The sequence below is a fragment of the Natrialba sp. INN-245 genome, assembly GCF_009807105.1.
Lineage (GTDB): Archaea > Halobacteriota > Halobacteria > Halobacteriales > Natrialbaceae > Natrarchaeobius > Natrarchaeobius swarupiae.
Window position 1 is genome coordinate 1 of sequence record NZ_WUBV01000047.1, and the last position, 22714, is coordinate 22714.

Annotated in this window: 16 protein-coding genes and 5 pseudogenes; 2 read left to right on the forward strand and 19 right to left on the reverse strand. The window is 54.5% G+C overall.

The window, feature by feature from the left end; all coding sequences use genetic code 11:
* Positions 1-66 precede the first annotated feature (66 nt).
* The 11 genes and pseudogenes from GRS80_RS14805 to GRS80_RS21125 form a co-directional block, all read right to left on the reverse strand.
* A pseudogene (locus GRS80_RS14805) lies at positions 67-276 on the reverse strand (hypothetical protein); the annotation flags it as partial.
* Between the two features lie 50 nt (positions 277-326).
* Positions 327-711, reverse strand: a pseudogene (locus GRS80_RS14810) (hypothetical protein).
* 552 nt (positions 712-1263) lie between these two features.
* The gene (locus tag GRS80_RS14820) at positions 1264-1491 is read right to left on the reverse strand and encodes a hypothetical protein (RefSeq protein WP_149083198.1); all 228 of its coding nucleotides are present in this window, start codon (positions 1489-1491) and stop codon (positions 1264-1266) included.
* A gap of 539 nt (positions 1492-2030) precedes the next feature.
* On the reverse strand, positions 2031-2339 hold the full coding sequence (locus GRS80_RS14825) for a hypothetical protein (protein ID WP_160048248.1): 309 nt from the start codon (positions 2337-2339) through the stop codon (positions 2031-2033).
* Positions 2340-2431: 92 nt separating this feature from the next.
* Entirely contained in the window at positions 2432-2707 is a 276-nt protein-coding gene (locus tag GRS80_RS14830) for a PadR family transcriptional regulator (protein ID WP_160048249.1), read from the reverse strand.
* A gap of 253 nt (positions 2708-2960) precedes the next feature.
* Positions 2961-3537: pseudogene (locus GRS80_RS14835) on the reverse strand (IS6 family transposase).
* A gap of 61 nt (positions 3538-3598) precedes the next feature.
* Entirely contained in the window at positions 3599-3865 is a 267-nt protein-coding gene (locus GRS80_RS14840; protein WP_160048250.1) for a hypothetical protein, read from the reverse strand.
* A 140-nt stretch (positions 3866-4005) separates the two neighbouring features.
* The gene (locus GRS80_RS14845) at positions 4006-4347 is read right to left on the reverse strand and encodes a PemK-like protein (protein ID WP_343161596.1); all 342 of its coding nucleotides are present in this window, start codon (positions 4345-4347) and stop codon (positions 4006-4008) included.
* Positions 4344-4703, reverse strand: a complete 360-nt coding sequence (locus tag GRS80_RS14850) for a helix-turn-helix domain-containing protein (protein WP_160048251.1) — start codon at positions 4701-4703, stop codon at positions 4344-4346. Before GRS80_RS14850 ends, GRS80_RS14845 begins: the two co-directional genes overlap by 4 nt.
* Positions 4704-4987: 284 nt before the next feature.
* Complete coding sequence (locus GRS80_RS14855; protein ID WP_160048252.1) at positions 4988-6289, reverse strand: hypothetical protein; 1302 nt, start codon at positions 6287-6289, stop codon at positions 4988-4990.
* A gap of 271 nt (positions 6290-6560) precedes the next feature.
* The gene (locus GRS80_RS21125) at positions 6561-8783 is read right to left on the reverse strand and encodes a primase-like DNA-binding domain-containing protein (protein ID WP_343161597.1); all 2223 of its coding nucleotides are present in this window, start codon (positions 8781-8783) and stop codon (positions 6561-6563) included.
* Between the two features lie 9 nt (positions 8784-8792).
* On the opposite strand from GRS80_RS21125, the gene GRS80_RS20805 reads away from it, so the two are divergent.
* Positions 8793-9254 carry a hypothetical protein gene (locus tag GRS80_RS20805; protein WP_235019757.1) on the forward strand — a complete coding sequence of 154 codons (462 nt, stop codon included), beginning with the start codon at positions 8793-8795 and terminating at the stop codon, positions 9252-9254.
* 1681 nt (positions 9255-10935) lie between these two features.
* On the opposite strand, the gene GRS80_RS14865 is transcribed toward GRS80_RS20805, so the two are convergent.
* From GRS80_RS14865 to GRS80_RS20815, 8 genes and pseudogenes are all read right to left on the reverse strand, one after another.
* Positions 10936-13128, reverse strand: a complete 2193-nt coding sequence (locus GRS80_RS14865) for a transferase (RefSeq protein ID WP_160048254.1) — start codon at positions 13126-13128, stop codon at positions 10936-10938.
* Complete coding sequence (locus GRS80_RS14870; protein ID WP_160048255.1) at positions 13115-14230, reverse strand: hypothetical protein; 1116 nt, start codon at positions 14228-14230, stop codon at positions 13115-13117. The genes GRS80_RS14865 and GRS80_RS14870 overlap by 14 nt, the downstream gene beginning before the upstream one ends.
* 2 nt (positions 14231-14232) lie before the next feature.
* Positions 14233-15381: a hypothetical protein gene (locus GRS80_RS14875; RefSeq protein WP_160048256.1), complete on the reverse strand. Its 1149-nt coding sequence runs from the start codon at positions 15379-15381 to the stop codon at positions 14233-14235.
* Positions 15378-16217 carry a hypothetical protein gene (locus GRS80_RS14880; RefSeq protein WP_160048257.1) on the reverse strand — a complete coding sequence of 280 codons (840 nt, stop codon included), beginning with the start codon at positions 16215-16217 and terminating at the stop codon, positions 15378-15380. The genes GRS80_RS14875 and GRS80_RS14880 overlap by 4 nt, the downstream gene beginning before the upstream one ends.
* Positions 16214-17950, reverse strand: a complete 1737-nt coding sequence (locus GRS80_RS14885; RefSeq protein WP_235019758.1) for a hypothetical protein — start codon at positions 17948-17950, stop codon at positions 16214-16216. Before GRS80_RS14885 ends, GRS80_RS14880 begins: the two co-directional genes overlap by 4 nt.
* 27 nt (positions 17951-17977) lie before the next feature.
* Positions 17978-18442 (reverse strand): hypothetical protein, encoded by a 465-nt coding sequence (locus tag GRS80_RS20810; protein WP_305079978.1) that lies wholly within the window; start codon positions 18440-18442, stop codon positions 17978-17980.
* A 250-nt stretch (positions 18443-18692) separates the two neighbouring features.
* Positions 18693-20078, reverse strand: a pseudogene (locus tag GRS80_RS14895) (ATP-binding protein).
* Positions 20079-20499: 421 nt separating this feature from the next.
* A pseudogene (locus GRS80_RS20815) lies at positions 20500-21080 on the reverse strand (hypothetical protein); the annotation flags it as partial.
* Between the two features lie 226 nt (positions 21081-21306).
* Here GRS80_RS20815 and GRS80_RS14905 point away from each other — a divergent pair.
* A complete protein-coding gene (locus tag GRS80_RS14905) occupies positions 21307-22563 on the forward strand; it encodes a transposase (RefSeq protein WP_343161598.1) in 1257 nt (418 codons plus the stop codon).
* The last annotated feature ends 151 nt before the right edge of the window (positions 22564-22714 follow it).

Here is a 22714-nt window from a genome sequence, read left to right on the forward strand (position 1 = left end):
CCCTACGAAGAACTTCGCCGAGTCGTCAACAACAATGAGATGATCTCACGGGCTCACGCTGTGCCGGCTGTCGAGACTTCGGGGTAAACTCATACCGTAGGTGTATGCTGTCCCCTGCGCGAGGCCGAGGGCGTCCATCATCTCTTGGACGGTCACTTCCTCCTCTTGATCGATATACGCATACAGCTGAGCGAGCTGCGGTCCCTCGAGAAGGTCCGCGACCGAGAGGAAGTCGCGGATGACGTCGCCGTTGGCTCGGTTTGACGTACGTGACATGGCTTGGTATTGATTACAGTTTACAGCGAAACAGTAAAGAGTGTTTGGGGTCACTCGTCCGGCGACGCGACGAGATACTCCTCGAGGTCGCGAGTCCAGTACGTGGCTGATCCATTGGGACTACACCGCGCACACAGTTGCAGTGGTCCCTCCAGGTGACCGAGTTTCACTTGAAACCGCGTGAGCCGGGCGGGACCGAAGGTCCCACTGGAAGCCGGCGTGAAACGCCGGCGACGCCGCGAGTGCGTCGACGACGAGTCTGCATCCGTCCCAGGCGTGGTGGTTGCGCTCGTCGGGATCTGGCTGTGTCTGGATCGCACAATCGACACAGATCGGGTGAGTAACCCGTTCTTCCGTCCCCCAGGTGTGGGCTTCGCCCAGATCCGAACTGGGGAGTGCATCGCGGAAGGCACATCCGGAGAGGATCTGCTGCATTTACGTTCCTTCCTCACAGGTGTCGCGAGCGGCCGTCCACCCGCGCTGGAAGACAGGTATGTTGGTAGCAGATGAAGTGATAGAACAAGGTCTAGCTCCGCGAGTGTTAACCAACAAATTGGGGATACCACTCGGAACTGTTGGTTAAGGTCAGTCTCCCTTCTTCAGAACTGCAGAAGATGCCTAACCCAAAGGTAAGATACAAGGAATCTACTACCGACGATAGGCTGAGTACGTTGGCTTACTCCCCGCTGTTGCGGTGCTCAGGATCGAGCCGAGCATACGCATCTGCGGTGGCACCCAGTTCAGTGAGCGAACTGTTGAGCGTCATCGGTTCGGGGAGTCGCTCATCAATCCCGCGAAGGGCTTGTTCGGCCTCGAGGGGCGCCTCGTAAAATCTGACTCTGCTGGGGCACCATCTCCCTCGTTACGGGAAGAAAGGTCCATCTGATCGTGGGCATCCGGAAACAGGTGCTCAAAGAAGGGATCGTGCGTCCAGTCAACAGTCAGCGCTGGCACATAGCGGTCCGGTACACAGACCTGAAAGGGGAGTCAGGTTTCTGGGTGGTCGTAGCGATGGAACCGATACTTGCCTGTCCGCATTACCCAGTACCGTCCGTCAAACTCGAGAAGATCGTCGTTACCCTCAGCTGTTGTGAGGAGATCCGGGATACCTGTGTCGGTGATACCACAATCATGTGCCAGGTCCGTGATTTCCTCAACAGTGGCTCCCGGGTTCCCCGCCACAACATCCAGAATCCGGTCGTATACCTCTGGCATATGTCAGGAGATCCGGTATTCGACGATTGCGTCTGATTCGCATGCTGGACAGGTCTCGGTATCACTATCGACAGTGGTTCCACAGCGTCGGCACTCATACACGACCGCTGTCTCTGTCTGAGTTGTCCGGGCGAGCAACCGGTTCATCTCTTCAAACAGCATGAGATGACAGTTATTGCGGGTTCACGACGTCTTGACACTCGGGACACTCGGCGTATACTGCCAAACCCGAGTCTGTTTCGTACTCAAGGATCACGTCGATCGTCGTGATCTCGGCGTGGCAGAATGGGCAGGTGCCGAGAGATGGTGGATTTGTCGTGGACATGAGTTACTGCAGGTCTTGGAGGGGGAAGCGCGTGTGACTGCGCCAGGGTGTGGTGTGTCTGCCCCCTCTACAATCAGTATCCAACCTAGGACAGTATATAGGCGACCCAACCTCAGTGAAACTGAAACCTCTGGTATTAGAGTGTAAAGTCCCTATCTCTGGCATATCCCGAGTTAGTCGCCGCCAGTCGCTTCGTCGAGCGACCGAGTGTACATCAGTTCCCGTTTTGGGCGGGTACGCCGTAATCGATGTGGACCTCCGGTGTGCTCGGCGATTCTGGTGCCGGTACGCCGTTCCAGTCGACAACATGTATGTTTACCATCTGGCCGGAGAACCGGAACCGCATCACCCCGGTATCGACCGCGCCCTCTGCGGCGTGGTCCGTAACGACCGTGGCCTCCTCGAGTGGATCAGCACCGACCAGTTCAATCTCGCCGTCGACGGTAATTTCGTAGTTCGAAGGGACACCTCTGCCCACAATAGTAACGAGATGTGGCAGAGTGTCGGTAGTCTCAGCGGACATGCTCCGATGAGACTATCCTGCCAGTATAAGCCTTTTCTTCGATACAACCGTCAGAGCCAGTGAACGTCCGCTTCAACTGAATGCGCGTCGACTCACATATCGACGTACTGGTTCTCCCACTCCAGTCGCTCCTGAATTACGTCCTCACCGGCATCGGTGATGGCGTAGTAGTTTGTCCGCCGATCGAGTTGCCCCTTCTCGGTGAACTCCTTGTTGACGAGCGTATCCAGGTTCGGATACAGGCGACCGTGGTTGATCTCACTCTCGTAGTACCTCTCAACCTCATCCTTGACATCCTGACCAGACGGCTGGTCAGCACCCGCGATCACGTACAACAGATCACGCTGAAACCCGGTGAGGTCGTTCATTCTACAAGAGTCTTCAACGAACCTGTATTTGACTTCTTTTCCGGCTCAAACCGAGTGTTGTCACTATGTGACATTCCTCCGTTCATGGCTGTCCTGCCGACAGGAGACACACTTTGCCGACCTCGCTGCCAGTCAGCCTGCTTTCAACCGTATGAAATAACGGGGGTGATTTGGTCCACGAGTAGTTCCGATCCGAATATCCAAAGGAAATTACCTCTCCTCACAATTGAATTAACCAAAAATTCGGCATTGTCTAGTTCAGTGCCTTCTCAGCTGATGTTCCGGCCATTGGCGCTTGATTCGGTCGATCGTGGTTGTAGTGGTGTCTGAAGTGTCTGAACCAGCGACTTGCGCTGGCTGGCTGGCCCGCCAGTCGGAGTGAAAGCGGTCGATTCGTATTAAGACAGTCTGAAACCACTTTTCGACGTGACTTCGGTGTAATTAAGCTGACCACAAGTTCGTGACAAGTGAGGACAGCCAGATAGCTGCCAGCACCGATGAGAAACGCTGTCTCGTCGATATTGTGTTTCTCAGTACCGGTGCAAAAACGCTGCCGCGGGGTCAGTCCCGCGGCGTTGGCGAGACGCAAGCGTCTCGTGGACGTCGGCGAGTTGCTCTGTGCCTCTGAAAGTGTGTGTCCAGTTCCAGATTGCGCCGTGAGAACGGTCAGTGCCGAATAATTCGAGGACTGCGACGACCTCCCGAACTGACAATCCCATCGAATGGAGACGCATCTCGAACACCCTGATGGGTGTCGGGATGTGCTGGTTCTCCCAACCCTCATCACAGTCCACGTCTAAGCTCTCTCTGAGCAGGTTGGCGAGTTGCATAGCCACTTCTCGCCACCACTTACTCATTCCTCAAACTCTCATCTAGACAGTGCCCTGCTGGTCAATCAGTCGCCTGGCCTGCTTCGCGAATCGCGTCTGGATCGAATTGATCAAATTGTGGGAAATCTTCCCCTCTATTTTCGGAGAGCGCTTCTGCCCCGCTGACTTGTGAGTTGATTAAATTGTTCAGTTCTGCACCCCATTCTGGGGCAGGGGTCGAATTGATATGCGCTACCCACTGGTCAATCGCGTCAAGCCGTTTTGCCAGACGGTCAGGGTCGATATGTCTATCGAATCTACCCGTTTTCCGCTTGGCGTTTGAGCTCATGATATTCCCCTTCTACCTCATACTTAGAGACCATTGCATCTAAAAGTCCGCTATTCAATTCACCTTTACAGATTTTAAACAAATAGGTGGTAGTGCTGGCGGAAGGCGTTTAGTGTCACTGATTTCAGAGCAAAGTCTGCTTAAGTGGAGATGTAGTCGATTGTTTGTGCTACCACGTCCTCTATACGTTCGTCAGTGAGCGAAGTCAAATAGAATTCTACTTCTGCAGCACTGTTGAGAGTTACGAGTGACCATGGAAGAACATGGCTTCGTTTCCCAAGTGGATCGCCCTCGTAGTCGCCGTCTCTAAGCGTAAGCGATTCTTCGTGATAGGTCTTCGAAGAGAGCAGGACAGTAATGAGTTGTAAGCCGTGGGTAGAGAACTGAGGTGTTCCCAAAACGAGCATTGGACGTCCTTTCTCCGAGAGTGGGTCGGTTCCCCAGACGATGTCACCACGTTCCAGTTCTTCGAATGCGGTCACTGCACGTTCTCCATTTCATCGGTCTGTAGCTCTTCGAGATGTTCCGCTCCGTACTGCTCGTCTGCGGCCTCGTGATACTGGTGTAGCCGGTAGGCAGATTGGAGCCGTTCCTTGTCATCTGTAATCGCCCAGTATGGGCGCTTGTGCCGCACGATGCCACGCTCTTTCAATCGTGAGAGGATTGCACTGACGGTATCCGCTTCCAGATCGAGGCGCTTAGCGATCACCGCTGCCTTCCACGCACGATCGTCGTTTTTGTCGAGGAACGAGACAATCCGCTCGGTGTTGTTTCGCTCCTCGAATGCGTCGTCGTCGGCGTTCTCGAACTCGTCGATACCGATATTGCCGCTCGACATGGATCGATGTTGGTACTGTTGGAACATAGTTGTTTGGTACGTTTGTTACGGCAGTGTTGGAGAGAAAGGTTCAGACAGGTATACTGAGCCATCCGCTTCGGAACAAGCGTCTCATGCGACTTCTGATAGAATGGTCATCGATAGGCTGCTCACGAATTTGCTCGAGGGTCTCTTCCCGCTGTTCAAGAATGCCCGCAACTCGTCACGTTCTACAGTTGTGATTATGTGTAATCTCTCCGCTCCCTTCAGGAGGCGATAAAACCTGTGAGAGTGCGATAGATCTCCTAATTCCTGTCTCTGACGAAGCGTTTTGTACGGTTCCAGATCGAGTCTCGGCCATTATCTGAAGCGGTATCACCATCCGTTTCGATAGCAGGCTGTTGATTGAATCGCTCGAGTTGGTCTTCACAAGTGGATAGTGCTTCTCGAAGCGCTGCGTTCTCGTCCTCGAGTTCCTCAATGCGATCGTCTTTCTGCTCGAGCGTCGCCTCGAGATCAGCAACACGCTCGCTCAAAAGCTGGTTCTTCTCGGCAAGATAGGGTATCCGTGCGCCGTCAGTTCCGCCCACAGTCCGCTCAGCCGACGATGACGATCCATCTCGACTTGCTCCCTGTGCAGTTGCCGTCTGTGCACGTTGCGTCTCTGTAGTACCTGTTGTGTCCTCGTTCGACGGATCATAGACATCGTTCGTACTCGAGATTGCCCGCTCGACCGTCTTCTCACCGTATGTTGAGCCATCGCTGTAATGGATGTCATCCCACTTGTCTCGCATCAGCCCTGACTGACGAAAGAGGTGATCGACTCGAGTGGCGTTGCCACCAGTCCAGAACGCCAGCAAACAGCACAACGCCATATCTGCTTCTGACTGACTCTCGTATCCAGCAGTCGAGCCACGCCATAACCGGTCGAACTTCTCCCCGTTGCTCGCCGACCGTGCGTTCTCGAGGAGTTCCTCGTCCTCGAGTTTCAGTGACTGATCACAAGCCTCAGTGTCCGGTAGATTGCCGTCAACACCGTCAGTGCCGTCACTCACCTGGGACGCGACGAACTCCTCGTGAACCGCCTCGAGTGCCTCCTGTCGCTCGTTGATCGACGTCGGCGTTCCGTCGACGTGGTCTGCAGTCACAGTAAAGAAACGAGCCCGGTCGTACATCTCGATCGAGCCATGTCGGTTCCGGCCATCAGGAAGATCCCCCTCGAGGATCACGTGATACCCAGTTCCCGATGGCGAAACCTCGGTGAACGAATCCAACCGCTCGATGATCGACGGCGCCGGCTCGAGTGGCTCGCCTGTCTCGGGATCGCGGCAGTCATCTAAATCCACACCGACCAACGGATCCGTCGCCGTGAAGACGAATCCGACTCCCGTGGCTGCACCAGTAGCCATGTACTCGAGTGCTTGCTCAAGAGTAGTCCACGTCCGATCATCCATCGTCGACGCAAAGCTCCCAGTCTCCGGATCGACTGGTACCTTCGTTGCCTTCCCATCGCGGTCCTCCGTTCGCCAGCAAATCCACTGTGGTCGTTCAGCGAGTGTACCCGGTACTGCTTCGACATCGATTCCGCCTGCTATCTGATCATTCATGGTCGACCTCCATCGGTGATGACTCTCCGACTCTCGAGGAGTCGAAAAAACTCGCGGGGTTGAACGCTTCGTCGCTCGAGACTGCCTGGACCGACGGGACAACCCCCCTCTGTACTAGTCGGTTTTCGCCCCGCATTTGCCTGGACATCAGCCGCAGTCTTTCGATTTTTCCCTGGACATTCCTGTCCAGGCATTTTTCCGATCTCCGGGAAGCCTGGACGGCAATGATTGCAGATAAAATCCACCCGATACATGATGGTTTCACCCATAGTTATTCGAGGAAGGTTCGACCAGAGGACGACAGTGTGATACCAGTATAGTGGCGTACACGCTCGCCGTCACGTGTTGGGCGATATTCATCATACGAAACATGCTCGCTCAACTTCCGGCCGAACCAGGATTTCGCATATGCCTCGTGACCGTGTGTGTCTGCCCATGCTTCGTAGGCGTTGTAGAGTTCGTCTTTTGCTATTTCGGCGTGTTCCTGTTCACTGAGACACTCCTCGACGAAGCTTCCGAAATCCACGCTCTGTGAGCGATTTGATGAGTTGCTTTCAGACAGAGTCTCTGAAGAATCAAGAGTTGGTGGACCACATCCAGGGTTCGAGCGAGGAGTCGAGACGGAATCATCAGACTGTTCTTGCTTAGTGGGACTGGGTGACCGTTCAGCGGTCAGTGAATCCGCCGCTTCGACAAGAACATCGAGAGATCGTAGTTGCCCATCACGATAGATCCGTATTGTGCCACTATCACTCTCGACCACAGCAATCACGTGTGGCTCGAGTGCATCATTCAGTTGTGAAGTGACAGTATCGGGGACAAACGGCTTTCGAATTGGGACCCACTCCTGTTTGAACGCCGATTTGGTCTCGTAGATATGGCGTTCGGTGGGTTCGTAGACAACGTACTCATCGGCAGCTCTGTCATAGCTATATACTGCCGGGACATCACTTCGTGAGAGCGAGTCAAACGACGAAACGGTCATACATTCAGTTCCCGTTTCACTACTCAACAGATACTCTCCATCGTCTCGAGTCCACACAGAGCGTCTCGAGTCACCGGTCGCTGGCCGAACTGCAGTCACGCCATCTCGAGCGTTCGCACCGCCATCGAACGTGATGTGCGAGTCAGACGTGTATAATCGAACATCGCCGGACTCGAGTTCGTTGACTGGCGACAAAAGGATATCCTCAAGACGAGTAGCAGCCTGCAGTTCATCGTCACCGTCCCCAGCAGTAGCAACGACGAATAGCGGGATGTGGCCATCGTTCCGAGCCCGCTGGAAGTTTCGAAGGATCTTCACCGGTTTGTCGACCGTTGTCGACTCGACCTCGATATCAAAGATGTGTTCACAGCCGGGATGAACTGCTCGTCCATCCGGTTTCTCGCTTCCATCCTGCGTAAAGACCGTGACATCGAATCCCTGTCGAGAAAGTTCCCGTTCAGCGGTGAACAACAACTCATCGTGACGATCACTTCCCGACGATCGAACATCGCCTGTATCTGGCTCGGTCACCGCTTTGCCCTCGTCGGTTAACCGGACGACAATCTCGTTGTGATCCTGGTCGAGTGAGACCTCGAGTAACCGGGAACGGTCCCGAATTTCTCCAAGCTCTTCGATCGACGGCGGTGACGCCTCGGCGGCCTCGAATTGTGTTCGAAGTACCTGGTCAACCGGCTGAACAGGAACCCATCCGTTCTCTTCACGAGCATCCCGTCGGAGTTGGATGGTACGAACTGCGTTTGCGAGGGCAATATCGAGGTCTTCGGACGCTAATTCGAACGTCTCGCGAACAGTATCCGGAGTCCGACTCGTTGGAGGGGACTCAGACACAGTACCGTACTCGGTCTCCGCTCGCTCATGAATCAGTTCGAGCGCGTTCTGAAACGCCTGCTCCTCGTTGGCAGTCAGTGGATCATCACTCTCGGGATGTCCCGGTGGAATCGGAAGTGGTGCCAAGCTGAATGGCTCTGGGCCAGTCTCACCGAACGTCGGACTCGGGAGACGAACAATCCATTCACCACGTGGAAGTGACCGGATTCGATTGGCGAACTCGACAGGATCCATCTCCTCGTGGGCCATCACCTTCGCAATCTCGTTGTCAACAGCGATCTTGCCGATGATCGGGCTCCCAACGTCGTTGAGAACGTTCAGGTAGACTTCACGGCCACCCTTGACGTCAAGTTGCTCAGGGAACTGGAGCGAGAGACCAACAGAGAGCCGAAAGCTTCGTCCTTTCTCCAACAGCGTGTTCATTATGCCAGAGACAGCCAGACTCGAAGCCTCGTCGATAAGCAGATTGACCACGTAGTCGTCCGGCTTCCGCTGAAGATCGTCACCACGCTCTTTCAGCGCGTTGTATAGCTCTGTCAGGACCACACCCGTCATCGCCTTTGCCGACTCATCGCGAAGCCCACTGAGGTCGAACAAGATGACCCTCCGATCGTCGAGGACATCACGGAAGTCGAACTGTGGCTCGGTGTTGTTGAACACTCGGCGGAGATGCTCGTCCTGAGAAATGTAGTCGAGACGGTTGCTCACGCCGCCCATTACGGTCGCAAACGTGTTTGGATCGAGCTGGAGCTGGCGATCGAGCCGCCGTTGTACCTGTGGATTACTCGAGCGTGGGGCAGCCCCTTCCTCAGGCTCTGGTGGTCCAGCACGCCAGAGCTGGTCGACGACGTACTCGAGTTGATCGTGAGCGAAGTACTCCTCACTCTCCCGGTATCGCCCGTTCTCACGGCCATATTCGTCGTCGTAGAGCGTTTTGATGAGATACTTGATGAGCGTTGGCGCGACGACTGCTCGCTCGTAGCGCTCGTCACCCATCACCATTTTCAGGATCTCCTCGTAGTGATCCGCCTTGTTCTGGACCGCATCAATACGACGGACTCCGTTCTCGAGTTGACGCTCGATGTTGAAGAACGCGAATCCAGGGAGTACCTCGGGAATCGGGAAATGTAGGACGTTTTCCTCGAGATCGTCAACACCGAATCGGCGAGCGTGGGCTCGCATATAGTCCTCACAGAGGCCGTCGCCTTTCGCGTCAATCAGGATGATCGGGCCGTCGGTCTGATCGTATAGCGAGAGCTTGTCGTTGGTCAGCGATTTCGACTTTCCGCCGCCGGTCGTTGCCGCACGGACGTAGTGAGTCGGAAGCAAGGACGGCGGGATACAGACCGGTTCATCTTCCGGCTCACCGTTCTCATTGATTGCATATCCAATTGCCATGCCCTCTCGAAACTCGTCCATAAGATCCGGATGTGGCCGTGGGAGTGGATTCCGAGAGCGTTGCTCAGAACGTGCCCCACGGGTACCTTCGATCGTCAGGTCTTGGGACGAGGGGACGACAGTGAGGTTCGCGAGTTCATCGGCGTTTAACACGAGGTCTGGCCGACATTTCCCTCGTCCCGTAGTCAGTTCGCTATCGAATACGTTTTTGAGGACTGTTCGAGCACGTTTGCGTTTCGTTCGATTCAAGATGCCTTTCGAGCGGAGTCGACGTCCCTCGAGTTCGTAGAACGGGCCATCTAAGGCGTTCAGCGATTGAGCGAGTTGGTCAAGTTGGGTTTCGACGCGATTGTTTGCCTCGGTACCATCGCAAGTTGGAAGCGCGACTGCTCGAGCATTGACGGTGAACGTCCGTTTTGGATGCTTGGCTTCGATTCGGTCGATTCGATTTCGGGCTTCGGTTCCGATGGGACGCTGGTGTTCCTCCGAGCCGACGTCACTGGGTTCGAACAGCAGGCCGATAGAGCGCTGGCTGAACGTGTCTCGTCCGTCTCGAATGTCTTCGATTCGTAACTCTGCGTCCGCAATCCAGCTAGCTTTACGCTGCCAGACCACCTGGAATGCGATCGGATACTCGAATTCGGTGAGATGATCGATCAACGTCGCAAGTGGGGGCTGTTCGGTATCGTACTCGGTTGGATTCGGATCTTGGTTTGCGAACGATTTGATGGTCGTCATCCAGTCGCGTTTTCGCTCGGCCCGACCGTACCACTGCACACCGATCGGTTCGACCTCCTCGAGTGGTGGCCGAGCGAAGATGGTCTCGGACTCTGGAGTGGACAAGGTTCTTTCGTCGAACGCCGAATCACCGTCTTCAGTAGACTCGTCAGAGGTGTACTCGAGGATCGATTCATCACGATCGGCGTCGTCAGTTTCGGACTCGAGGTTAGCGAACTCGAGTTCCTCGTCGGTCGACCGACCACCGTCAGTTCTCTCGCCCCCATCTTGCTCGTGATCTGCCCGTTCGTCGACCACTCGAGACGCTACCAATCTTCCATCCTCGAGTCGCTCATGATACTCGTCCGGTGTGTATTCGACTGGGTGGATGAGTTTTTGCTCAAGGTTCAGTTCACATCGCGCGATGTCAAACGTTTGCGGGTAGATTGTCTTGAGCCGTTTCTCGAGCGTTTCGAGATGGGCTGTGTGGTCGACACCGTAGTAGAACTCGACTGGTTCATCTTCCCCTTCGCTGATAGCGAGAAATTCGAACGTTGGTGGAGCAGTATTAGCAAACGGATTCAGTTGGTTCGACAACCCTCGTGCATCTGGGTTCGTCAGTTTGTGCACGCTCTCGAGTGCGGCAGGTATCTCTGCGGTGTGGAGTCCCTCAGAGGTTGGTGTTACTCGAATGTACTCACTCATCAGAGGAGTCACCCCCGTCAGTCCACGTTAGCACCTCGTGACCCGCGTCTTGCTGCGTTTCGGAATCCGTTTCGTCTGTTCGTATGTCTTCTGTGGGTTGTCCTCCATCTCCTTCAGAGACTCCGGGAAGCTCAACTCGCGATTGGTCTTTGGCATCGAAATCGATTACTGCCTTCTCTTTCTCGAGTGCATGGACCTCGATACCGCGCCAGTCGCCGTCGACGCCGACGAGTGCTTCCGAATACCCGATGTCTTCACTTCCAGGGACAGCATCCTGGACGAACCGCATCTGTGCCGAGTTCAGTCCAAACTCGTTGGCCCAGTGTTGGTCCATCCCGTCGAGATGGTGGAACTGCTTGATCGCACACTGATCGAGGATTGCCTCGGACTCAGTGTGCTGGAAGAACTCGTCGACGGTCTGGGTGATCATCCGGATCGAGAGGTCATGGTGGCGGTGGTGACGGAACACGATCTCGAGATACTCGAGGCTCGCCGCATCCTGCATCAGGTATCGGGCTTCGTCGATGACGAACACGACCTCCTTGTCCGTCTCCTTCGCTCGCTCGTAGACCAACGTGATCAACAACTGCATGATGAGACTCGTGCTGCCCCCGAGACTGCCTTCCTGTTGGGCTAGGTCGAGATAGATCACTTTCTCGTCGCGAAGATCAAACTCGGTCGACCGCCCAAGATTTTCGTACCGACCGTCCTCAGCAAATGATCGCAACTGGTCGATCAACCACGTTGCATCCGATTCGATCTTTCGAGACTCTTCATCCGTTCGAACGACGAACCCTTCCGGGTTGTCGACCATCTCCTCGAGGATATCGAGGACGTCTCGCAGCGTCGGGCTCTCATTGGTGTGCGTCGCGATGTCGTCCGTAATGCCCTTCCGCGCATACGCCTCTTCGATGGCCGTCTCGAGTGTCGTTCGTTTATCGCCGAGTTGGATTCCACGGAGCGCAAAGTAGTTCGAGAGGAAGCTCATCACACTGTCGAGCTTTTCCCGGTATGGACTCGCGTCCTCCCCCATTGCTCGTTGAATCCGTTCGGGAGTTGGTTTGATCTCGAGCGGATTCAGCCCCATGTCGCCACCGACCGTGATGCGTGTTCCACCGAGTGCCTCGGCGACACCAGCCCAGTTATTCAGTGGCTCGAGAATGATTCCGATTCGATCCTCGCTTTGCTCGATCGACCGAATGAAGTTTTGTTTCGCACCAAACGACTTCCCGGACCCAGGGTCGCCGATGGTGAACATCGCATAGCCGTTTTCTCGAGCAAACGGATTGATTACGACCGGACTCCCGTTCTTCCAGTGCGTTCCAAACTCCACACCATCGTCCTCGAGAATCGTCGCATTGTGCGGTGAAGCAAGTAACGCGCCGACTGCGCCCCCGAGTGAGATGGCCTCGCGCCCAAACGGATTCGATCCGATCGGAGCAGCGGCCTGGAGTGCGAGATCTTGCTTACAGATTGCCGTCTTCGGTGTAAGGCCAGCGGGTTGCTCGCGAAGCCGGCGTCGAATCGTGCGGACAGCTTCTCTGAGGTCGTCTTTCGTCTCCGACCGGACAGTGATGAACATGCCCTGATCGAATACACGGCTCCCGTTTTCGACCGCTTTGTACGTCGACACCGCTTCGGTGGCGCGTTCCTGCAGGTACGCCCCGCGAACGCTCTGCTCGAGATCCGCATCGACCTGAAGATCGTCTGCAACACGCTGGAGTTCGTCACGGGCTTTCTGCTGATTCTTCGGCGTGATATGGACGGTGAGATCGAACTCGATATCGGTCAGTTCGAACAGTTCGTTCAGATACCCATCTTTCGGATAGTCAGGATAATCGGCGATGTAGAGGGTCGACGTCCATTGTTCTCCTACTTGTGCGGCTCGAGTCTCCCACGTAATGGCCGATGGGGCAACGGTGCTCTTGTGACGCTCAGCTATATCTTCGAGGCGTTGTCCTTCGGCGTGACCAGCCTCGAGCGTTTCCTCGTCGAGGACGTCCGAGAGGTCGACTTCTTCCTCGTCATTGTTCGCTTGACCCCAATAGGCCTTCACGCCAACACCCAGGAGGACAGTTCCCAGAATAAGTCCTGCAACAATGAGTGTTGGATCGAGAGAAACCAGATACTGCCCGAGTTCGACAACAAAGACGACACTACCAGTGATCGGACTACTCATCGTCATCCCTCCGCTGGTGGTTGAGAACTGGTTGTTCGCGAACAGCAGTACTTGCGTCGTCGTAATCGTGTTCTTCGCCGTTCCAGAAGTCCATCGCGAGGACGAACAGTTCGACTGTGCTCAAGCGGCGAGCCGACCAGCCAGGTGCATTCTGGATCAGTTCGGTCTGGACAGCCCGACACCGTCGATCGAGTTTGTCGAACATCTTTACCCGGGTTTCCGCGTCGCTTAGATCCTCACGGCGAGTAACGAAGGGGTTGAACAGGAATCCAATGACTGGGAGCGTAGTTAGTTTCTCAGCCGGAGATTGTTCGTCACGGTATCGATTGTAGACCTCGAGCGGATTGACCTGAACGCCGATAAAGTACCGAAGCTGTTGAGCGCCATCGAGTTCCTGAGGGCGTTGCTCGCGATACTCCGTGAGCAGTTCCTCGAATATTGGATTGTCGGAGACATCCTCATCTTCGAGCCGCTCATCGATTTGTGTGATCAGGCCTTCAACGGGAAACGACCGCGTGGTCGCGTGGAATTTCAGATTATAATCGAGTTCTTTGTTCGCGAACTCGGCGCCAACGTTCTGAACGTGGGCCCAATCACCACTCATCGCAAAATCCATATTCCCTGGATCGACCTCGAGGAAAGCTTCCATCGAACCATCAGTGCGCTGAACGGCACCTGAACCGGGCCACGCTCGTTCAATATTGGTTAGATCCTGCGTTCGCTCATCGGGTGCGAAGGGCGTGTAGTTGACCAGCCCACCGTTGTTCTTCGTCGAATGTGAATGACTGGAGTCGGACTCATCCGATTTTGGGACGTTGTACGTTACTCGCGGGCGTCTGCAGTAATGCCGGAAAACATCAGTGAGCCACGCTGTAGCCGATAACTGGGACGGGCTTGCGTACACGGATGCAACCCCGAGAACGACACCTGCAAGAACGAGTGGGAAAACCAATGCGTTGATACCACTAAACCCACCGATGAGCAGTCCAGTAATCGGAAATCCGAACAAGACATACACATCGCCCTCGTCAACGTTGACAATCGGGATACGGTTCTCTTCGCCCAGTTCATCCAGTATTCTGCGAGGTGCGGCTTCTCGATCTGCCATGGTTAGTAGTACCCAGGATCGTTTTCGGTACGTCGATACTGTGGAACGCCTCGTTGACCGTAAGCGTCCGAGACGACGTTGTCATGCACTGTTCCACTGCTTCCTCCAGAACTCGAGTGTGACCTACCTGACTGGCTCGTGTCTGTCTTCGATTGACCGCGCATCCGTTGACTAGCAACTTGCCACGCCGCCGCTTTTGGCCCCCATCGGGAGGCAGTCATCGCAGCAAGCGGACCAGCAACATATGCAGCACCAATCGTTGCGCCAACCGTTGCCGCTCCCTTCGTGGCCCCACCGATGACTTTCGTTGTTAGCGGGCTCGCATACGCGAAAAGCTTCCAGATCAATAGAAGCGAAAATACCGGGAGTGAGGCACCAACAAGATAACTCAAGAAATTGCTCTCCGGTGCAAGCGACGATTCTGCACCAGTTCCAAAGAGAAGATCATATCCACGGAACAGGATCGCAACCGGAAGTGGCATGATTACCAGTGGAACGAATTTAACGGCGATTCGCCTTGCAACGCGGGAGATAACTGGCAGGTATCCGTACGCGACTGCGATAATAATCGGCATTGAATACAGGTAGATATACAGAAGAATTTCTCGGATGAAGAACAGCGCCTGTAGACACCACATCGAAATTCCACCAACAGCGGCCATCAACAGTGCCAAAGCATGATTTGAGATAGTCACTTGGAGGAAGGCTATCAGCGCCTCTCTGAGAGCGTCAATATCAGGAACTAACGCGATTGTGAACCCATCAACGAGGTATACAATAAGAACTGCAATCCAGTACCACGTCACAATGAAAAAGGCCCCCGTCCATGCGGACCGCTGAGCCTGGCGAGCCTCATAGACACTTCCAAAGTTAAAAATGCGAAGAGTATGACGCCCTTGAACGAACATTACCAAAAGAAGCAACGAAAGTAGCATAATCTCGCCAGTGACAAGTGTATCGTGAAGGTCAACCCACGGATCATTTGATGGAGTTCCAAAGACGAAGTTTCCGGTTGTTTCTGGTACAGGGGTTCCAAACACCGTTTCTGTGATATCATGATACCCTTCAACAAGTCCATCTTGGAACCACTCCGTTGTCGTTTCAATAATATCTTCGAACCATTGACGTCCGAATTCTGTAAGGGAACTCATGGCTGGTCTTCGATTTTGATTTCACATTCGCTCAGGCTCTCACCAGTGAATGATACCGAATATTCTTCGAGAATGAGATTATCTTGAACAGCAGTCTCGAGAGTTACTTCGACCGTACCTTCCACAGTATCAGGAGAGCAAGAGACATTCTGCCCTGATTCAGAAAAAGGCATAAGTTGGCTATAGACTGTCAAACCCTCTCCAGGAGGAAGTTCAACAGCCTCAGATTCTCGACGAATATCGCTGTCCGTATCATAGATACCACTCATTTCGTATTCATCTGGAGTGGGCCGTGGAACATCACCAGAAAAGGCTAGACGAGTTGCTTGGTCTGGGCCTGAACCAGCATTTTCGAGGCGAACTATCGTTTCAGTTCGAATATCGATATCACTCGCCCCTTCGAACATCTTTTCAGGATGATTCCGAGCAAGCCGGAGGTTGCTTATACGAATATCTGGCTCAATTACGATTGACTGAGTTGTCTGTTCCTCATCGTCCTCGAGCGCAACGACGTCATACTCACCTGGGTCGTACTCAAGTCCAATTTCAACCCGTGTACGATCAACACCGGCAGTAATTGGCTGTTCGGCAAACAGCTCTCCACTTGGATCAATCACGTTCACGTGATCGGTCGATGAGCCGTCACTGAATTCGAGGACAAGCTCCGTTCCATCGACAAAGATGTCCTCAAAGACATCGTTCGTACCGGGAATACTGTCACCGGTTTCGGATCCGGTGATTTCACTCCCGCTGAGACAGCCACACGTAACAGCAGCTGTCCCTGTTGCGATTCCAGTGAGGACGGTGCGTCGGTCTGTGATGGTACGTTGTGTCATGAATTGTGTCCGTCAGGAATGTGAAGGAACGATCCGAGTTTCAGACCGGCATACAGAGCCGCCACAAAAGGGAGTGAGAGCCAGAAAACCTGGACCAGAAGGGTGAACCATCCATTCGCGGTCGCTAAGGGATGCCACGACACTCGCTCAACATCACCAACGTACGCAGGGTCGTGTGTCCGCCACGTTCCGGGGTGATACGCTACTGAATACGCACCGGGTTGTGTGAGTGTTACAGTCGCAATTCCGGAACTATTCGTCTCAACTCGTGTTTCGCCAACGGAGATGTACCCATCTCGGACCTGCGTACCGATCGGAGCAAACCGACGGTGGTCTTCAAACCGGTTTTGGAGCTCGATCGGCGTTCCAGTTTCAGCATCTCGAAGTTCGATTGTTATCGTTGCCGCTGACTCGTTTTGCTCGAGAATCTCCACAGAGAGATTACTCGCTCGGATCTGGCGTTCGGACCCACTCGCTGGCTCGACCAGTTCAGCAGTTTCGCCACGAACGATTCCCTGAACTTCGAGATGATCGCGGTCAATGTCGTCGTGACGTACTGCAACGCCGTACGAGCGAACGTACGGCTCATCGACAACATCTACCTCGACATGTTCGTGAATCGTTCGATTCGGTGAGGGACTGTCTGACCCCCAGACCTCCTCAATATCCGGTCCATCCCGGATGGGGTCTGCACGGGGACCTGTTTCGGACGGAAACGCACGAACGTATACCGGTACTGCTGTCGAGTTTTGTCGTTCTGACTCTGTAGTCGACGCCTGGATGAGGGTGTCCCAGTTCGTGTCCCGTGCGGTATAATACCGCCAGACACCCCGAACAACCGCATCACCGTCCTCCGTTAATTCGTATCCATGCCACGGTTGGGACTGATAAATCGCGACGCCGTTATCACCATCAGGATACGCTGCGTGGTAGATTGACGCCGTGAGATTGTAGATCTCGAGCTCGCGCTGGTCCGAAACCGTGAGGTTCTCGGTCAGTGTGTCCGTTGTAGAGCCGTTTTGTCGAGTGACTGTGCGCTCGAGTTCGACTTCAATATCCGCTTCGAGTGTGAGCGTCGTCGATCCACTCCCATTGAGTTCATACTCGAGTTGTGGAGTGTGCTCATCTGATGTGTTGTGGATGAGGGTTTCGTCCTGTTTTACTCGAGTGTCACTAATCTCGTGCTCGACAAGAGACCAAGACACAGTCCGAGTGTCCGTCGATTCGCCCTCAGGGACGTCAACCCGGTAATCGATGAAGCCGTAGAGATCGCCTTGTGGTGCAACATAAAGCGGTGTTTCATCGGAATCCTGGTGTACGATCGTTGCTGGCTGGATTGCAAAGACCGTTGCATGAGCATCCGATATCCACCGCCCATCAGCGGTCGTCGCATGGTCTGGGTAGACTGCTGTGGATGCAGAGCCAGGAGAAAGCGACTCGAAATCGGATTGCGTCCAGATGCTAGCAGTCTCCGGTGGTTCTGCAAAGCTGATATCCGTACAGTCGCTCAATCCCTCGAGAGCAGATCGATGCTCCCCAAATTGCTCGTAGTACTCTTCATCGCTGGGACACTCATTCGGTGATTTTGACCAGAGTGTCGCCGTCTCGTTGTCATCAGGTTCATCCGTCTCTGTCTCCGGGGGTGAAGGCTGATCAGCACTCACAACCCCTGCACTCAGAATGACTCCGCCAAGGCAGAGCAGTACACTGACGGTGAGGAGGAACTGTTGCATGATCTTGTGTGATCTACTGAAGGGTTGTCACCACGGGACGAGATTGATACAATCACCGAGCGGAAGTCCCATAATCGAGGCCGCAACGGTATACAGCGGCCCGAGTACCAACAATATCACTGCGGACTTCAATGCAGACCGCTTGTGCTGCTTCAGACTCCGCTTTTGATCTGGGGACGCTGTGAACATCTCCATAAGCGAATCTGCCTGCCAGACGACGACCAATCCGACAATACCGAGCGTAGTCGTGATCTGGAAGAAGCCTGAAACCAAATCAGGAAGTTGCTCAGCGTCACAGAGAACGTCATCTGCAAGCGCCGGTTGGACAGCAATAATACTGAGAACGATTCCAACAACTGCTGTTCGAAAAGTTATCCGACGAACACCGGATTTTAAATCTGCGTATTCTTCCGAATTGAACGCGTTAATTGATATTTTTGCCATATTGGGATCTACTATTTTGATTGTGGCGTCACTCTCTGGCGGTCTCATCACCAATCTCTGGCAACTTCCTATCGTCCACACATATTTTCATATTGGTGTACAGGAAAGCAAGCAATAAACCATTCCCATTTTGGTTATTTATATTGGAAATCGCTAATGGGTTTCATGCAGGTGATCTGCCAATCACTACACTATGGCGACTGTAGGTACCGAACCAGGTTGCTCGGACCCATGTGGTGATACTGATTGCAATCACCACTCCCTATGAGAACTCTTCTGTACCACCGTCTTTACAACCTCAACTACGGTCGGACTCAGTAGTGACCAGGTCGGATAGGTCGAAGAGACGGACGTTCTCCCGTGTTTCAGCGATGTGTTCAAGATCTGCAGTGTATCCCGAACGACTGAACAGCACGTACAGCTCCCCCTCGTCAGCGGGCCGCTTTGACCACCGTACTTCGGCCACTGTCCGTTCAAGGTCGGACAGGATCCCTTCACTGACGGGTTTGGAGGTGAACTTACACTCCCCAGCGACAAGTCCCTCCGCTGTCAGGCCAAGAACGGCCAATTCGTGTTCCTTGAACCACCACTGCCCGACGTCTCGGAACTGCCGGTCGACGAGAGTTGGGAGTGCTCGCTGGCAGAGCCGTTCGAATAGCGGACTCACGTAATCTGCGAGTTCTGGTGCGACGAGATCTTCATACGCGCTTTCGCCGACCATCCGAAGCTGATCCTGATTACCGTAGACGAATCGGAACCAGAACCGGAACAGCGGTGCAGCGATACGATATCGGCCACGTTTCGACGAGGTCGGCGATTCAGTTACGGGAATGTGTCGCTCGACGAGGCGGAGCCGGCGAAGCTTCTGAAGGTACGTGCTTAGTGAACCTGACTTGACGCCGGCCATACCTGCGATTTCGTTTGGAGTTCGGCGGCCATGGGGGAGTGCGCGGAGAATGCTGAAGTACGTGTTCGGCTGTCGGAGTTCGGTTCGAAGCAGGAACTCTGGCTCGGAGTACAAGAGTCCCCGTTCCGAGAGGATCGACTGCTGGACGTTCTACTCTAACTCTTGGTCAGGATCGATTGTCTGGAGATAGTACGGTGTCCCACCGTATATCGACCACGCGGAGATAGCGGTTTCAGGGTCGTATTCCGGAAAAAACTGGCGTGCGTTAGTGACGGAGTGTGGTTTGAGGTCGATCGTTGCCGTTCGTCGCCCATACAGCGGCGCACTCCCCGAGAGTACCTTCTCTTCCATGACGCTAATCGAGGACCCGACGATCACGAGAGTCATTCCAGTCTCTTGTAACTCCATATCCCAGACCCGTTGTAGCCGGGAGGGGAGCGACTCATCCTCGTCGATGAGGAACGGGAACTCATCAATGACGACGACAGCGTCTTGATTACCAAGTGCCTCGAGGAGTGCTTCCCAGTCCCGGCGAACGTTTCGCAGCGAGGGGAATTGTGCAGTCGCTGTGTCCACGAACTGCTCAAGCTGGTTTTGTGCGGTAGACTCGACTGCTTGGTAGTAGACGGCGTCGTCCCGATCAGCGATGGACTGACGGACCAGTTCACTCTTCCCCAGACGGCGGCGTCCGTAGATCACGACGAAGTCTGCCGCCTCGGACTCGTAGCAGTCTGTGAGTTGATCGAATTCGATTTCTCGATCAACGAATTGCTCCACACACCTGATCGAACCTGCTTCTCAATAGAACTCACGATTTCGGAAATTGTGATTTCTGTTCTGGATTCGCTAGAACGACCTCAAACGATTTGATTGAGTGACTTCATCAAGAAGTACGACTTCGGGCAATACCGTTATACAAGATGGGTATCACGCTCTCTTCAACAACCTTAACCAACGCTCGGTAACCGCTAGGAGTAGGATATCCAGTGACAGCTGTTGTCGTCAGGATCTCCTCCAACCCCTGTCCGTCAGTCTGACCACCGACGACCACTCGAGTGACACACCAACCGGTACCCAACCCTCGTACACCCGCTGTCCTGTTGTGAGTGAGGCGTCTCAGAGAGTCATCGACCCTCTCTCGAGGCGTCCTGTAACCTACTGTCCCTGGTCATCCGAGGACACCAGCTGTCACCGCCGCTTATTCACCTCCTCCTGTTTCACCGGGAATCTCGGCGTCGGCAGGGAGTACTAACCGCCGCTCTGTGTACTCGAGGCCGTTCTTTCGTTTCGCCTGTTTGCGGACGGGCACCCGATGCTTCGAGCGGTCGAGAACAGCATCGATCACTCTCGAGACCAACTTCTTCGCGTCGGTGTCGCTGACGCCGGCTTCCTGGCGTTCGCAAGAGCGACGCTCTTGCGCAGCCCATCAGAAATCGAATATTTCTGAGGACGGCGAATCCAGTGTTTGAGATCGCTGTCTTTCAGATAGTCGGCGACACCCTTGCAACCTCGCTTCCAGGGATCGTCGCCGACGCTCGAGTCGGTTCGCGCTCGCCAGAGTTTCGCGGCGAGTCTCGTGGGGTGAGCGTTGGCCGAGGACCGCAGCATGTCGTCGTCCATCCTGGCGAGTTGCTGGATCAGCAGCAGGTCGCCGTAGGCGAGCGACACCTCGCCGCGCTCGAGCGGGTTAGCCTGTTACGGTACCCGGTGATACCGCCTCCCGTCGGCGTTCGCGAGTCGCTTACGGCGATCGTTGGCAATGTCGACGGAGTGGTAATTTTGCTGGGTAATTCGAATCGACCGAGCGCTTATCTATCTTGATTCAGCGAGAGGATCCCGCCCTTCCCGTGAGTGACGAGCGTTCCAACGCTCTGTCGGAACCGAGGAGCGACCAGGGCGGGAGTGAATCGCGTAGGCTCCGGGCAGATGCCGCCATTGTTCCTGCTGGCTGGATATTCAACGTCGAGTCGTAACCATCAAGTTACTTTACTGTCATAGGCTATGTATAGTGAATCTGGTCACGACACGTACCATTACAGCGACACTCACAAACAACCGTGAGGGTGTCGTGCGTGACCTTGAATCACTCGGTCGTTCCGGTAGTAAAATTTGGAATGTTGCTCGGTGGACCATCAGCCGTATCTGGGATCACACGGGAGAAATTCCCGACGAAGGACCGCTCAAGTCCTACATGAAAACGCAGGACTGCTGGAAGGACTTGAATGCCCAATCTAGTCAGGCAATTGTCGAAGAATTGTCTGGCGCTTTCCAGTCGTGGTTCCAACAGGACGATCCAGACGCGAATCCACCGGGCTACCGGAAACACGGCGACCAGCGACCACGCAGCACGATCACCTTCAAAGAAGACGGGTTCAAACTCGATACGAAGCACCAGCAAGTCCGGCTGTCGAAAGGTAAGAACCTGAAAGATGGATGGGCTGACTTCATCCTCTGTGAATACGACACCGGCCCTGACGCAAGCCTGGCTGGTGTCGAAGATGTCCAGCAAGTCCGGGCGGTTTGGACTGGTGACCACTGGGAGTTGCACTTCGTCTGTAAAGTCGCCATCGACGCTCCCGACAACTCCGGCGTAAAGACGGCTGGTGTTGACCTCGGCATCTGTAATACAGCAGCAGTCTCAGTCGGTGACGAGACGGTCTTATATCCGGGGAACGCGCTGAAAGAAGACGCTCACTACTTCCGTCAGAAAGAGTACGACACTGAAGGTGAGAACGGCCCCTCACAGACCGCAGAGTGGGCACGAACGAAAAACTCACGCCGCCAGACGCATGTCCTGCACACGGTATCGAAAGATATCGTCGAACAGTGTGCAGAGCGTGGTGTTGGCACGATCGCGGTCGGCCATCCGAAGAACATCCGGGCGGATGAAGACTGGGGACGCCACGGCAACAAACGCCTGCACGACTGGGCGTTTGAGACGCTCATTCAGCAAATAGAGTACAAAGCTGAAGAACGTGGGGTCGGCGTTGAACGAGTCGATGAGTACGAGTTGGCAACGTCGATCAGCTGCTGTGCCTGTGGAGCGCAGGCCAATTCAAATCGCGTTGAGCGTGGCTTGTACGTCTGTTCGGACTGTGGACTGGTCGCCAATAGTGATCTGAATGCGGCAGAGAATATGCGAGCGACGGTAACTCCGAATCCCTCACAGGATAGGAGTAACGGCTGTCTGGCCCAGCCATCGGTTCGCCTGTTCGATAAGCAAACGGGGCGAGTAGCCCCACAAGAGCAGGTCCGACCGTAAACCGGCAAATCTCCCAACGCTTGCGGTGCGATTCGGGAAGCCCCGTCGTCGTCGGGCTTAGTGATTAACGCAACTTCTGGATGAATCCGTCGAGGTGATTTTCGATCCAGGAGCCTGCGAAACTCAGCTGATCGGTCAACTTCGTGAAAAT